Here is a 13,447-nt window from a genome sequence, read left to right as displayed (position 1 = left end):
TTCTCTGCCCCTATGGGAGCAAAATGTCTTATTCTATTATACAGCGGAATTCATCGAAACGAAAATGTACTCTTCTCCCAAGCGACCCGCATTCGGTTAATACCCTCCGTAATCTCATCCTCCTCCAAATGTGCGAAGCCAAAACAGACTGCAGGATGACCTGGTGTGAGCTGATAACGTGCCGTATCACGGAATAATACCCCATCCTCCTGAGCTAACGTTTTGAACCGAATATAACGCTCCCGATCATCATTCCAAGAAGCATAGATATGCAGTCCTGCATCTCCTGGCTGCATGGTAAATGCTTGGGGCAATTGCTGCTGCATCTCACGAACAAAAAAGGCATGTCGCTCCCCATACAACCGGGTCAAGCGTCGTAAATGGCGCAAATATCCTCCTCGCATCATCAATTTCGCAAGTGCACGCTGTTCGAGCAGCCCAGGTGGCACAGGTTCATACAACGCTTTAGCCGCAAGAAGGGGATCTACGAGCGCTGGAGGCAGCACTGCATAACCAAGCCGGAACGAAGCCACCATCGTTTGTGAGAAGGAGCCTACGTAGACCACACGTTGTTCCCGATCAAGCACTTTGAGTGGTTCGATCGGTCTTCCACCCCATCGAAACTCACTATCGTAATCATCCTCAATAATGACGGCATTTCGTTCACTTGCCCACGTCAGTAATGCCTTTCGCCGTTCCAGGCCAAGAACAGCGCCTGTTGGAAATTGTCTGGTAGGTGTCACGAATAACACCTGTGCTCGCCAATCCTGAGGAATAATACCTTGAGCATCAATGTCCGCTGGAATAATCACGCCACCGCATGATTTCACAGCGTGAGCTATGCCTTGGTATCCTGGGTTTTCTAATACGGCTGCTTCCCCCTCCGAGATCAGTAACTGCGCTAGCAGTACAATCCCCTGCATGGAACCGCTGAATAATACGATCTGAGAGGCATCCGCATCTATGCCCCGTGTCCATCTAAGATGAGAGGCAATCGCTTCTCGCAGCTCTAGGTCTCCTGCGGCACTGCTATGTTCACGCCAATCGCTGCGATGAACAGCCGCCAACGCACTCTTCCACTCTGACTCCGGGAAATGCTCTGCTGGCATGCGCTGCACCTGAAAGTTAATGATGGATTTCCCGTGTGCCAGGGCAGGCGTATCTCCCTTTTGAGTATCCAATGCTGCCACTCGCTCTCCCCATGCAGACAGGACAATTTTGGCTTCCGTACCCTTTTTTGTCGCTGTCGTTAATGTGTCTGTCACAAATGTGCCTTTCCCCCGATAAGCCTCAACGTAACCATCTGCAAGCAACATATCATACACCTGTGCTACAGAACCGCGTGACATACTGTACTGAACCGCGAGTTCACGCGTGGAGGGCAGTCTTGTTCCTCCGGTCAACGTGCCTGCATGTATAGCATCCCGCAATGCATGGTATAGTGCGACATATTTGTATCGGTGCTGCTGCTCATATGTATCCATCGGTAACCAGAGTTCCATTATACGTCTCCTTTGTATCTCTAAGCTTTACTAAAATTGGACTATAAATTCGAATGTAAATTGGATCTATTTATATGTCAATGTACGCTCTATTGTTAGGATAAAGCAACCTTTTCGATTAAAAAACCAATTCAGGGGGAACAACGATGAGACGAAAAGAATTTACAGTAGAAGAAGAACAAGAGATCATTACCTTTCTAGACCAATGCTCCTTTGGTTTTCTGGGAACAATCAGCCCGGATGGACAGCCTCGAGTGACGCCACTGAATTTTGTTTATATGGACGGCTGTTTTTATTTTCATGGCAGCCTTGCTGGAGAGAAAATGAAACAGATTAAGCAGAATACTTCGGTTAGTTTTACAGTTGCCGAGGAGTTTTCGCTGATTCCTTCCTATTTTACTGATCCAGAGCTGGCTTGTCCGGCAACCTCCTTTTTCAAGAGCGTCATGGCGTTTGGTCAAGCAGAGCCGGTAAAAGACTTAGAGATAAAAGGTAGGGTTCTACAACGATTTATGGAGAAGCTCCAACCACAAGGTGGCTATGTCCCTATCGATGCAGCGGACTCACGTTACACTGGGCAGCTGAAAGCTGTAGCCGTTGTGCAAATTACGCCAGAGCGACTAACCGCCAAGTTCAAATTCGGTCAAAATCTCTCGTCTGAAGAGTTCGAGGATCTCAGTAGTAAACTGAAAGCTCGAAACGAAGGAAGGGATACAGAGACCGCTGAAATGATGCGAAAATACTGCCCTTTTCATCAGTAATAAACCCCTATTTTCAAACCACAACAACGCGGTAAAGTGTTATAACTGTCATTATGCGTAATTTCCGTGACGGGGGGATGTCAAGGTGTTATAATGTTAGGCAGTTGAATCCCAAAGACTTGGAAGGATGAAAAGAATGAATCCACTGGCTGAACAGTTGAACGAAAGTATTCAGGCAGGCAGCAGTCACGTCTACTCGATGCTGTCGCAGCTCGGCAAAGAAATTTATTTCCCGAAAGAAGGTATCTTGAGTCAGTCTGCTGAAGCAGCAAGTCTGGCCAAAACCTATAATGCCACGATTGGTATCGCCCTAGAAGGCGGAGTGCCTATGCATCTACCGGTGATTCAGGAGAAGCTGTCCGCATTCCAACCAAAGGACCTATACCCATATGCTCCTCCTGCAGGCAAGCCTGAATTGCGGAGTGTTTGGAAAGAAAAGATGTTGAAAGAGACCCCTTCATTGGCAGGTAAGTCTTTCGGCAACCCAATTGTAACGAATGCATTAACTCATGGACTCAGTATTGTAGCCGATTTGTTCGCAGATGAAGGCGACGCTGTTATATATCCAGATAAAAACTGGGAAAATTATGAGCTGACTTTCGGAATTCGCCGTCATGCTCAGTTGGTTCATTATCCACTGTTTGATGATCAGTTAAACTTCAACAGTGCGGGGTTGCTCGAAGCGTTGCTTGCTCAGAAAGACAAGGGCAAAGCAATCGTATTACTCAACTTCCCGAACAATCCAACAGGTTACACGCCAGGTCCAGAAGAAGCAGATGCGATTGTGAATACGATTCATCAAGCAGCTGAAGCAGGTGTCAATGTAGTCGTTGTAACAGATGATGCTTATTTCGGACTTTTCTTTGAAAATTCGATTCACGAGTCCTTGTTTGGCAAACTGGCAGGCATCCACCCTCGCGTGCTGACTATCAAAATCGATGGCGCAACAAAAGAGGAATTCGTATGGGGCTTCCGCGTAGGCTTCATCACGTATGCCCACGAAGATGCTGCTGTGCTGCATGCCATGGAACAAAAGACTCTCGGTATTATCCGAGCGACCATCTCCAGTGGGCCGCACCCTTCTCAGACATTTGTACTCGATGCATTGAAAGCACCAGAGTTCGAAGCTCAGAAGCAGGAGAAGTTTGAGATTATGAAAGGCCGTGCCAACAAGGTGAAGGCTCTTCTTGATAGCGGCAAGTATGGAGATGTATGGGAGTATTATCCGTTCAACTCCGGTTACTTCATGTGTCTGAAGCTGAAAGAAGTCAGCGCTGAGGCACTCCGTACCCATTTGTTACAACAATACGGCGTCGGAACAATTGCGCTGGGTGAGACTGATCTGCGAATCGCGTTCTCCTGTATTGAAGAATCCAACTTGGAAGATCTCTTCGATACCATTTACCGTGGAGTTCAGGAATTACAAGCCACTTAACTTAGTATGTTATTGTGATGTGACTAATATAAATAGGTTAGGTTCATGATGAACCTAACCTTCCTACAAGCCACCCCTCTTGGTGATGTATTCATCATTTAGAGGGTTATTTGGCATGTTATCTGTGTAAAGATTGATAGCAGATCGAACCTTTAGATCCCCTACCGTCCCTACCGCTTTTACTCAATATTATCGGTTATCTTCTTAGCATACACCGCCCAAAATGGTTATTTCCTCAGGAATACAGGGCAAAGGCCCAATCAGCCAACACCCAAGGCACATAATATACGGTGTACGCAAGGGCGTGCCAACAACGAACTGAAAGGGGAATGACCATGTCTGGAGTTGAAGAAACAAGAGGCGGTTATGGATACGGATTCGGAGGATTTACAAACACAGGTGCGATTCTTGTATTGTTCATCCTGCTTGTAATCATCACTAAGTCGTTCCTCTACTAGTCCCGATCCGTTGTATTCATTCTGCACGATGAATTCAACCTTACACACGATCTGTCCGTGTTGTTAGAGGCATAGGGATATGTCAGACAACACGTCGTCAGTAGGCGGCTATCCATTCGTGGGTAGCCGACCTCTCACACCACAGTTTATGTACGATCAATATGCGACATTGTCCATGTTGATCTGTAATTGTAGCCGCCCGCACTGCGTAGGGATGTCAGAACCCCCTACCTTTACGGGCTTTTTCTTCGTAACCGTACTGGACATACATCCATTTAAGACATCGCGGTATTCAAAAAATAAGGTAGGTATACACGATAGGTATCGTAAGCATGCAAAAAAGCCCCTTACGGCAACCACCGCAAGAGGCTTACTTTAATACATACTATACGTTGCAAGCAAATCACCTAGTAAATGCCGTAGGCAATACGACTACGCATTCTAACTACTGACATTGAACCTTACACATCATTATCGCTCGTCAAAGTCAGGATTGCATAAGAGAGCAGTCTACTCCTCTTCTTCTTCCTTCAACCACTTCTTACTTTGCGAACGTCGCATCAACACAATGACCAGCACGCCCAAAATCAACCCTGCTCCCGCTATCGTGATTCCACCGATCCCACTCGATAGCATCGGCAACCACATCAGCAGAGCAGACAACGCATGCAGATTCGAGATGAAGCCCAGCACTTGTGAACGCCGGCTCTCACCCGAGATCGGATAGATCATAATCCAGAATGATTCAGCGTGACTACGACGAAGTGCCCCCAACTGCACACCAACCAGCAATAGGAACACTAGGTATGCGCCGATACCAAAATAAGTACCTGCCGTCCACCAAGACAACAGCATGCCGAGCACAATTAAACGTACAACAATGGAGAATACTTCTGTGCGAATGAACGTCTTCGTAATAAGGTAGCGGTACGCTTTGCCTGCACTCCACGCAAGTCCACTTCCCCATTTGCTAAGCCAGCGTCTCGAGCTGACCTTTTGTCCTGAGGAAGGTACGTCTACGAACCACCCCAACGTCCGCATCACTCGACCAGCTTGACCTTGCTCAACCTGAATCAGACGTTCCCAAGCCACCCGATGCTTCACAGGTATGCGCAGAGCTACTAGATAGACCGCCGCCAGCAACAGCAAAAACCAAATACTACGCGCAGGTGGCTGCCATACCCAAGCGGCCACAGCAAGAATGGCGGTTGCCCAGCGAAGCAAACGAAATGCCCTGGATGCCCCCACCTGAACCATACGTAGCTCTTGCCATGCACCGTAGCTTGATAGTCCCTTCCACACGAGTAAGAGCAGGAGAAACCAGGTGAAAGGTTTAGCGTCCTGATCTGCCCTTACATAGAGTGGCCACAGCGTAAAGAAGATGAGCAGCATACCCAACGTTTTGTAGATTATGCCACGGGCAAAGCTGTTCTTCAAATATTCATGCATCCGATGTTCCTGGGGACGTAAAAATACGATATCTGCTGGATGAAGATATGTACGATATCCGCTATATAACACCAAAGGGGTAAGCAGAAGCAATGTAATCCAGCGAATCGGAAAGCCCGTAGGTATGTTCTGTACAAATGAGGTGTACCAAGCGGAGAAGGCAATGATAAGAAATAGAAATACCATTGCTACCCCGCTCTGAATGACATATCCCAGATAAGGCAGAATTTTATTCCAAAAGCCCGTGCGTCTTTGCTTCCATAACAGCCTCAGATCCATACTCAATCCCTGCCTTGTACGAGGGAATAGAACATATGCTCAAGCGTTGTATTCGACTCTCCGTATTGAGAACGCAGCTCCTCCAGAGTTCCATGAGCGATGACCTGTCCACGATGCAGAACAATGAACCGATCACAATAGTTCTCTATGGTCGAGAGAATATGCGAGCTGAGCAGGATGGATGATCCGGATGCTTTCATCTCCAGCATGAAATCCAGCAATGAACGAATGCCAAGTGGATCGAGCCCCAAGAAAGGTTCATCAATGATATACAATGGTGGCCCTGCTACAAATGCACACATAATCATAACCTTCTGCCGCATTCCTTTGGACAAGTGAGTGGACAGACTTGTACTTTTCTCCCGCATACGGAATAAATCTAGCAGTTTTTCCGTACGTTGCTTGAAATCGGCTTCCGAGACGCCATACGCTCTTGCTGTGAATTCCAAGTGCTCCATGACTGTCATCTCGTCGTACAATTCAGGTGACTCTGGAACAAAAGCCATCGCGGATTGGTAGATCTGAGCATCCTCTTCCCTCGTCTTACCCATTACGCGGACTTCACCCTGTTGTGGGGTCATCAAACCTAAGATATGTTTCATCGTTGTACTTTTACCAGCGCCATTTAATCCGATCAGTCCGACCATTTCTCCGCGTCCAACTTTCAGATCAATGCCGTGGAGGACAGGCCGCTTGGCACTATATCCTCCACTTAACCCGCTGATTTCCAATACCGGGGATTGAACATTACTCATGAATCCCTGCACCTCTTTCGTCAGGTTTTATTCTTCGGAACGCGGTGTGTTCCCCTTGCTCCATTTTGGCGCTCCCTTGTTCTTGCGATCCTGGTTGCGATCCGTTCTTCCTGTATTACCGGCTGGTTTGTTACCAGCATCACGTTGATTCGATATCACTGCTCTTGCACCACCATTACGTGTTGCCTGTCCCGGTTTGCGACCTTTTGCGGAGCCTGGCTTCCGACTGAAGGAATGCCCTTCTGGTCGCGTGTCAGGACGTGGATCTGCTTCTAACACTTTACCACCGAACAACACACGCTCTGTAAGCTCAATCCCCAGCTCACGTGCAAATTTACGCATAATAAAGATCTGTGTTTCATCTACAATGGACAGCACAATACCACTTCGTCCCATGCGTCCAGTACGACCTGCGCGGTGAACATAATATTCTGAATCAAACGCAGGATCATAATTGATAACCATTGGCAATCCTTCGATATCCAATCCTCTCGCGGCAACCTCACTCGCAATCAACAATTGGATTTTACCGTTACGGAACGCGGACAAGACATTGCTCCGTGTAACCTTATCAGCATCCCCATACAGCGCGGCTGCGGATAGACCCAAATGATTCATTTTGGCTTCAACTTCACCGATATCTTCCGTAGCATTCACGAAGACAATAGCACGATCCGGATTGTACTGTCTTACGAGACGACGCAGCATATCAATTTTGTTCCGTGTTTCCTCGACAAAATAAAAATGCTCAAGCCCTGCTGCGGTTGCACGCTCTGGTTCAATTCCGATATGAACAGGCTCCTTCATCTCTCGCTTGGCAAGACCAGCCGTATGTTCATCAATCGTTGCTGATAAGAATATAAGCTGACGATCGCGGAGTGCACTGCGTAGAACAAAATCAACGTCACTCACACCACCAAGCTGGAATACTTGGTCTGCCTCATCAATGACAATTGTGGAGACGTTATGCATTTTCAATTTTTTCAATGTAATCAATTCTTTCAGCCGTCCCGGTGTTCCCACAACAAGTGCTGGATGCTCACGCAGCTTCTCAATCTGACGTTTCACCGCTGCGCCTCCAATTAAGCCTAGAACACCAATTTTACGTTCTTCTCCATAACGCTGTGCTTCACGTACAATCTGCATAGCCAATTCTTGTGTAGGGGCGATAATAAGTTTCTGTGTGCCCTTTACATCACTTTTGATCGTTTGCAGAAGAGGCAACAAATAAGCAAGTGTTTTGCCTGTTCCCGTCTGGGATTTAGCTACGACATCTCGCCCTTCCAAGATCACTGGTATGGTCTGCGCCTGCACAGGAGAAGGTTCATTAATGCCATGTCCGGCAAGTACTTTCTCAAGATCCTCTGCTACGCCAATTGAAGCAAATGTATTCGTCATGTATGTCCATCCTTTAATTTTATTCTTTTATTTTTCCGTGGGATAAGCCTCTCATCACATTAACTTTCATTATATGCGAAAAGCAGCTATGAACCAAATCTTAACCAAAAAAAAAGAAAAGCTCCTCGGCGGAGCTTCCCATAATTCAACCGTGATGTCCATTACTATATTATACTTGAACACGCTGTCACTCGATGTATCGTATCCGTCGCTCACTTCTGATTCATGAAACCATGCGACAAGCGATCCGCAAGACGTGGGAACAACTGATACAGCCATATCCCGGCAGATGCCATTCGAGGCAAATTCACTTCTTCTTTACGCTTTTTCATCGCCTGAACCATATGTCTTGCAACATCCTCAGGTTTCAACATCATCCAGCGTACATTGTTGACATAATTGCCAGATGGATCTGCACGATGGAAGAACGGTGTATCAATCGGCCCAGGATTAATGGTGGTCACCTTTACTCCCGTTTTACGCAACTCCTGACGTAGAGCATTACTGAACCCGAGTACAGCATGTTTGGTTGCTGTATAGGAAGCTGACTTTGCCGTTCCGATTTTGCCAGCCATGGAGGCTACATTCACAATCTGTCCTGTGCCACGCTTCAGCATGTGCGGCAACACAGCCTTCGTGCAACGAACAATGCCCATGTAATTCACGTCCATCATTTCATCGAATTCCTGCACGGTCATATCCGTCATTGCAGCAAACTTTCCATATCCAGCATTGTTCAACAATATATCGATTCGTCCATACTTCTCTAACATGTTACTTATCGCTGCCTGTACCTGCTCGTCATTGGTGACATCCAGCGTAAGTAGTTCATGTTGCCCATTCAGCGAAGCACCAATCTCTTCAAGCTTGTCCCGCGAACGGGCAGCCAAGATAGGAATGGCTCCTTCTTCTATCAGCATCTGAGCACAGAGTGCGCCAATCCCACTCGACGCGCCAGTAATGAATACAACCTGATCTTTCAGCATATCTGATGTCCTCCCGTAGTGAACACATATTGCCCCTTGAGGCCTATGATTCTATTCTACGAGATCATCACCTGAATATCCATCTCACCAATGCCATCCATCAACAATGGAATGCTCAATGCTTTCGTTGCACTAAATGCAGTCAAATGTTCCGATTTCATGACCTGTGGAGGTGTAATATCCACAACCACACCTTGATTGGACAAAATGGTACTTGCGTTACCACTGATCATATTACCAAGCTCGGAGATTGCACTTTTACTCATATCGTCCATTTCCGTGATAACAAAACCGCCCATCATGGCTGAAACAATTTTCAAAGCAACCGACTCTTGAATGCCAAATACAATATTTCCGCTCATTTGTCCGGTCATTCCAATGACGATCCAGACATGGTCAGCAATGTACTCTACATTTTTCACGCCAAGACTTCCGGTGGAAGGCGAAACCTGGATGAGCTGTTCAAATACGTTGCGTGCTGATTCCAGGAAAGGATTAATCACTTCCGCTTTCACTGTTTATGTCCCCCTCGCACTGGGTTATTGGTCACACACCAAAAGTCCCATATTCTATAAATTTATTATACTTTATCACGTACAAGAATACATCATGAATTCATCAATGAATGTGTACTATAATTTATCGTCATCTATGTGGCAAATGTTTATAGCTAATTTTAGCGAAACAACAGGGTTTTTTGGATATTATTCAGGTAATTTTTTGCTTACTAAGCCCATGCAAAGGGATTTAGGACTATTTTACTGTTTTATTGAAAAGACTAAAAAATAAAATGTTATAAATCGAAAATAAGTGCTTAAGCATTATTTTCGGGAAGATCAGATCAGAAGCCTTTCATCATGAAAAAAACATGACTTCTACCGCCTGCTATGGTATAGAAGAATAGGAGAGATTTTAACCCTTTCTCAGGTTGTTTTTTGTTCTCCAGATCGTCGGTCTATAGCGAGGTTCTTATAAATAAGTACCTCATGAGCCATGCCATCATTTACTAGGGAGTGAATCATTGAATGATTAACCAAGTCGGTCAAATCATGCTGTATGTCAACAACCAGGAACAGGCTCTACAGTTTTGGACAGAAAAGGCAGGTTTCCATGTCATCGCAGAAGAGAGCCTCAGCCCGGAAATGAAATGGTATGAAATTGCCGCAACCCCGGATGCTGAAACGAGCCTTGTTCTTCAAGACAAGCAGGTCGTTGCCAAAATGTCGCCCGGCGTTAATCTAGGCACACCTTCTCTTATGTTTTTCACCCCGAACATCGATCAGCTCTATCAGGATTTCAAAGATAAAGAGATTACCGTTGGCGAATTAGTGGATTTGCCTTTTGGAAGAGTATTTAACTTTGCCGATGATGAAGACAATTATTTTGCCGTTATGGAACGCAAGTAACATAGGTTTACCACTTAACAGATCGTGACCTTGATATCGGAATGATCTTCAGGCGGCTGACGCTTAGTCAGTCGCTTTTCTTATTTGAACAACTCATTTTATAAATTCCTATGTTCTGAAAACTTCGTGATGTTAGATTTATTGCCCTGTTCCCTTGAATCACCTATAATTTAAGATAACGGAACTATGAAACGTTACGGATTCCACTCACAAGCTTGATATGTAGTCGATACTTTGCCCGCTAGGAGGAAATACATGAATATCAGCCAACTGGAGACGCTGATTACGATATCCAAAACGATGAGTTTCCGCAAAGCGGGAGAATTACTGAATCTCACTCAGCCTGCCGTCTCTGCCCAGATCAAAAGTCTGGAGGATGAATTCAACACCGTTCTTGTAGATCGTAATCAACCTGTCACACTCACTGACCGTGGCCAAGTATTTCTGGAGCATGCTGAGCGCATGCTGGATATTGTGGATGAATTGAAACAGAAGCTATCCGATCTGGATGAAACACCGCAGGGAAGGATTGTACTCGCTACAACGACATCCATCGCCATTCAAATTTTACCAAGGGTATTGTCCTACTTTCAGGATCAGTTCCCTCTAATCAAAACGAGCATTCAGTCCCTACCGTCCTCACAAATTTATACTCAGGTCGAAAATGGTTTGGTCGACATTGGTATCGGTTATCTTACGGAACGTAATCCGAATCTGAATACCGCCGTGTTGTATTACGATACGTTTGAACTCGTCGTTTCTCCTGCCCATCCCCTGGCAAAGCAAAAGCACGCTGCCGTGGACGTATTGCGTAACACCCCGCTGATTCTATTGTCCCCAGATACTGTGGGGCGACGTTTTACAGAAGCTGTGTTCAAAAAGTATGATATTCAACCCAATATCGTCATGGAGTTATCCAGTAGTGAAGAAGTTAAACGTATGGTTGAGATCAATCTGGGAGCGGCTGTGATATCTAAGCAATCTGTCGCACATGAGCTACGGCAAGGTACGCTGCGAATGATCCCACTAAGTGAACTAGAGGTCAGTCATCCCGTCGGCGTCATTTACAAATCCAGCCGGTATCTCAACTCTGCCATGCAGCAATTTCTAAGTGATCTAAAAGGTATGCCTGAGACGCAGTTCATCAGTTCTGAATGACAAATGAGCTATGAGAAAGGAAGGATTTCTAATGAAATTTGATCTTCATACACATCATTTTCGTTGTGGACATGCAGACGGTAACATTCGTGATTATATTGATGCAGGTATTGAGGCAGGACTTCAAGCTATCGGTATCTCCGACCATACGCCGTACTTTGGCAGTGAAGAGGAGCAGGCGTTTCCGCGCATTGCAATGGCAAAATCGGAATTACGTAACTATGTCGAAGAAGTCCTGTCACTGAAACAAGAATATGCGGGAAAGATCGACGTATTACTCGGCATTGAATCCGATTATTTCCCTATCCATGCGGAGCTGTATCGCGACACGCTTGGGCAGTACCCTTTTGACTATATTATTGGATCTGTTCATCATACCGAGGATGTCAGCATCTTCAATAAGACGCGGTGGAAGGGACTTAGCGACGCTCGCAAAGTGGAAGTGAAAAAGAGTTATTATTCCTTGATTCGGGAGTCTGCTCAAAGTGGAATGTTTCAGATCTTAGGTCACATCGATGCAATGAAGGGCAACTACCCTTCCTTCTCCGATATTATCGCGGATGAGGCGATTGATGAGACATTACAGGTGATTGCTGCTTCGAACGTAGCGATTGAGATTAATACGTCAGGCAAAACAAAGCTTAGCGGAGGCTGGTACCCTTCAGATGCCATTCTCGAACGTGCCCAGCACTACGGTGTGAAAGTAACGTTTGGATCAGATGCTCACAAACCTCAGCGTGTAGGGGACGAGCTGGAAGAAGTGCGTACTCGCTTGCTGGAGATTGGATTTACAGAATGGGTATATTTCAAACAAAAACAGATGCAAATTGTTCCTTTATAATGACACAGTCCGCTTACAGCATGCCAAGAACCCCACATGGAAGCTCATTCCATAGTGGGGTTCTATATTTTGTCGTGATCGATTTTATATGAGAGCAAAAAAAATGAACCCGTTCGCACGGGTTCCAACAGCATAATATATTTATCAAAAAGGGGGTCATGAGATAAGTTTACCCGCTGTCTGTTAGAGTTCAATTGCAGCTATATTTCATTTGTGTAACAAATTATTTGAAGTACAAATGAGATGTTTCAATTATCTTATTCTATGTCACCTGAGGCTTGTCGAAGACCACGGTCTGGAAGTTATCCTCCATAATGACTTGAACCTGTTGCTCTCTGTACATGCTGTATACTTTAACGTCCATCAACGTATCACTTTCACTGGTGGCGCCATTCTCCACTGAACCAAAAGAAGGCAACGTCCGTTCATAAGACATACCACTTTTGTGTAATACACGCTCGGATGATACATTAGCTTCGTAACAACGCGCTTCCACTTTCGACAAGTCTAGCTCCTTAAAACCAAATTCAATCATCCGTCGCAGCGCCTCCGTAGCTATCCCTAAGCCCCAACAAGATCTGCTCACGATGTACCCAATCTGCGCTGTACCCTGCTGTTCATTCCAATGCTGAAACGAAATGATACCAATGAGCGGTTCTCTGCCTTTCCAACATATCCCGTAATGTAGCGATTCAAGCTTCGCACTACTACTACGAATCTGATTCAATAATCGCCGGGCACGAACCGGTGTTGGCTGGTTCCCCCTGTTCACATAGCGGATAATCTGTGGATCGGAGAACAATTCCGACAATGTGCCAAAATCATTCTGACGTAACGATCGAAGCACAAGGCGTTCTGTCCATAGTACAGGCAATCCCTGACTTAGCATTTTTCGGGTCAGCATGACAATCGCTCCTTTTGCCTATCGGGTTTGAGTCCGGTAAGACAAGCATGCTCTGGAGATGATCCGGAAGTATAATATTTGCATTATCCAATTCAAAAAGGACGACTACATATCG

13 protein-coding genes are annotated in these 13,447 nt (G+C 45.8%); 6 read left to right on the top strand and 7 right to left on the bottom strand.

Going from position 1 to position 13,447, the window contains the following annotated elements; all coding sequences use genetic code 11:
* Positions 1-50: 50 nt before the first annotated feature.
* Positions 51-1,502 (bottom strand): MocR-like pyridoxine biosynthesis transcription factor PdxR, encoded by a 1,452-nt coding sequence (gene pdxR, locus ASD24_RS26860; RefSeq protein WP_056702504.1) that lies wholly within the window; start codon positions 1,500-1,502, stop codon positions 51-53.
* A gap of 146 nt (positions 1,503-1,648) precedes the next feature.
* Here pdxR and ASD24_RS26855 point away from each other — a divergent pair, with 146 nt between their 5' ends.
* From ASD24_RS26855 to ASD24_RS31215, 3 genes are all read left to right on the top strand, one after another.
* Positions 1,649-2,263 (top strand): pyridoxamine 5'-phosphate oxidase family protein, encoded by a 615-nt coding sequence (locus ASD24_RS26855; protein ID WP_056702500.1) that lies wholly within the window; start codon positions 1,649-1,651, stop codon positions 2,261-2,263.
* 136 nt (positions 2,264-2,399) lie between these two features.
* Positions 2,400-3,698, top strand: a complete 1,299-nt coding sequence (locus ASD24_RS26850; protein ID WP_056702498.1) for an aminotransferase class I/II-fold pyridoxal phosphate-dependent enzyme — start codon at positions 2,400-2,402, stop codon at positions 3,696-3,698.
* 335 nt (positions 3,699-4,033) lie between these two features.
* The gene (locus ASD24_RS31215) at positions 4,034-4,156 is read left to right on the top strand and encodes a YjcZ family sporulation protein (RefSeq protein ID WP_217363759.1); all 123 of its coding nucleotides are present in this window, start codon (positions 4,034-4,036) and stop codon (positions 4,154-4,156) included.
* A gap of 510 nt (positions 4,157-4,666) precedes the next feature.
* On the opposite strand, the gene ASD24_RS26845 is transcribed toward ASD24_RS31215, so the two are convergent.
* The 5 genes from ASD24_RS26845 to ASD24_RS26825 form a co-directional block, all read right to left on the bottom strand.
* Complete coding sequence (locus ASD24_RS26845) at positions 4,667-5,884, bottom strand: ABC transporter permease (RefSeq protein WP_056702495.1); 1,218 nt, start codon at positions 5,882-5,884, stop codon at positions 4,667-4,669.
* A 2-nt stretch (positions 5,885-5,886) separates the two neighbouring features.
* Positions 5,887-6,639, bottom strand: coding sequence for an ABC transporter ATP-binding protein (locus ASD24_RS26840; protein WP_056702492.1), 753 nt, complete (start codon positions 6,637-6,639; stop codon positions 5,887-5,889).
* 27 nt (positions 6,640-6,666) lie between these two features.
* Complete coding sequence (locus tag ASD24_RS26835; protein WP_056702489.1) at positions 6,667-8,037, bottom strand: DEAD/DEAH box helicase; 1,371 nt, start codon at positions 8,035-8,037, stop codon at positions 6,667-6,669.
* Between the two features lie 212 nt (positions 8,038-8,249).
* The gene (locus tag ASD24_RS26830; RefSeq protein ID WP_056702486.1) at positions 8,250-9,023 is read right to left on the bottom strand and encodes an SDR family NAD(P)-dependent oxidoreductase; all 774 of its coding nucleotides are present in this window, start codon (positions 9,021-9,023) and stop codon (positions 8,250-8,252) included.
* A gap of 56 nt (positions 9,024-9,079) precedes the next feature.
* Positions 9,080-9,538 carry a chemotaxis protein CheX gene (locus tag ASD24_RS26825; protein ID WP_056702483.1) on the bottom strand — a complete coding sequence of 153 codons (459 nt, stop codon included), beginning with the start codon at positions 9,536-9,538 and terminating at the stop codon, positions 9,080-9,082.
* 510 nt (positions 9,539-10,048) lie between these two features.
* Between ASD24_RS26825 and ASD24_RS26820 the strand changes: the two genes are divergently transcribed.
* The 3 genes from ASD24_RS26820 (at position 10,049) to ASD24_RS26810 (ending at position 12,428) form a co-directional block, all read left to right on the top strand.
* Entirely contained in the window at positions 10,049-10,429 is a 381-nt protein-coding gene (locus ASD24_RS26820; RefSeq protein ID WP_056702480.1) for a VOC family protein, read from the top strand.
* A gap of 255 nt (positions 10,430-10,684) precedes the next feature.
* Positions 10,685-11,587, top strand: a complete 903-nt coding sequence (locus tag ASD24_RS26815; RefSeq protein WP_056702477.1) for a LysR family transcriptional regulator — start codon at positions 10,685-10,687, stop codon at positions 11,585-11,587.
* Between the two features lie 31 nt (positions 11,588-11,618).
* Positions 11,619-12,428: a histidinol-phosphatase gene (locus ASD24_RS26810; protein WP_056702474.1), complete on the top strand. Its 810-nt coding sequence runs from the start codon at positions 11,619-11,621 to the stop codon at positions 12,426-12,428.
* A gap of 262 nt (positions 12,429-12,690) precedes the next feature.
* Here the strand turns inward: ASD24_RS26810 and ASD24_RS26805 are convergent, their stop codons facing one another.
* Complete coding sequence (locus ASD24_RS26805; protein WP_056702472.1) at positions 12,691-13,332, bottom strand: GNAT family N-acetyltransferase; 642 nt, start codon at positions 13,330-13,332, stop codon at positions 12,691-12,693.
* Positions 13,333-13,447: the final 115 nt, after the last annotated feature.

It is taken from the genome of Paenibacillus sp. Root52 (genome assembly GCF_001426865.1).
GTDB lineage: Bacteria > Bacillota > Bacilli > Paenibacillales > Paenibacillaceae > Paenibacillus.
Note: the sequence above shows the minus strand (reverse complement) of the source record. Positions and strands in the feature narration are given on the sequence as shown.

Coding starts and splice junctions, on each gene's coding strand:
- ASD24_RS26820 (WP_056702480.1), top strand. CDS start 10,049: ATGATTAACCAAGTCGGTCAAATCATGCTGTATGTCAACAACCAGGAA.
- ASD24_RS26805 (WP_056702472.1), bottom strand. CDS start 13,332: ATGCTGACCCGAAAAATGCTAAGTCAGGGATTGCCTGTACTATGGACA.
- pdxR (WP_056702504.1), bottom strand. CDS start 1,502: ATGGAACTCTGGTTACCGATGGATACATATGAGCAGCAGCACCGATAC.
- ASD24_RS26815 (WP_056702477.1), top strand. CDS start 10,685: ATGAATATCAGCCAACTGGAGACGCTGATTACGATATCCAAAACGATG.
- ASD24_RS26850 (WP_056702498.1), top strand. CDS start 2,400: ATGAATCCACTGGCTGAACAGTTGAACGAAAGTATTCAGGCAGGCAGC.
- ASD24_RS26810 (WP_056702474.1), top strand. CDS start 11,619: ATGAAATTTGATCTTCATACACATCATTTTCGTTGTGGACATGCAGAC.
- ASD24_RS31215 (WP_217363759.1), top strand. CDS start 4,034: ATGTCTGGAGTTGAAGAAACAAGAGGCGGTTATGGATACGGATTCGGA.
- ASD24_RS26845 (WP_056702495.1), bottom strand. CDS start 5,884: ATGGATCTGAGGCTGTTATGGAAGCAAAGACGCACGGGCTTTTGGAAT.
- ASD24_RS26830 (WP_056702486.1), bottom strand. CDS start 9,023: ATGCTGAAAGATCAGGTTGTATTCATTACTGGCGCGTCGAGTGGGATT.
- ASD24_RS26855 (WP_056702500.1), top strand. CDS start 1,649: ATGAGACGAAAAGAATTTACAGTAGAAGAAGAACAAGAGATCATTACC.
- ASD24_RS26840 (WP_056702492.1), bottom strand. CDS start 6,639: ATGAGTAATGTTCAATCCCCGGTATTGGAAATCAGCGGGTTAAGTGGA.
- ASD24_RS26835 (WP_056702489.1), bottom strand. CDS start 8,037: ATGACGAATACATTTGCTTCAATTGGCGTAGCAGAGGATCTTGAGAAA.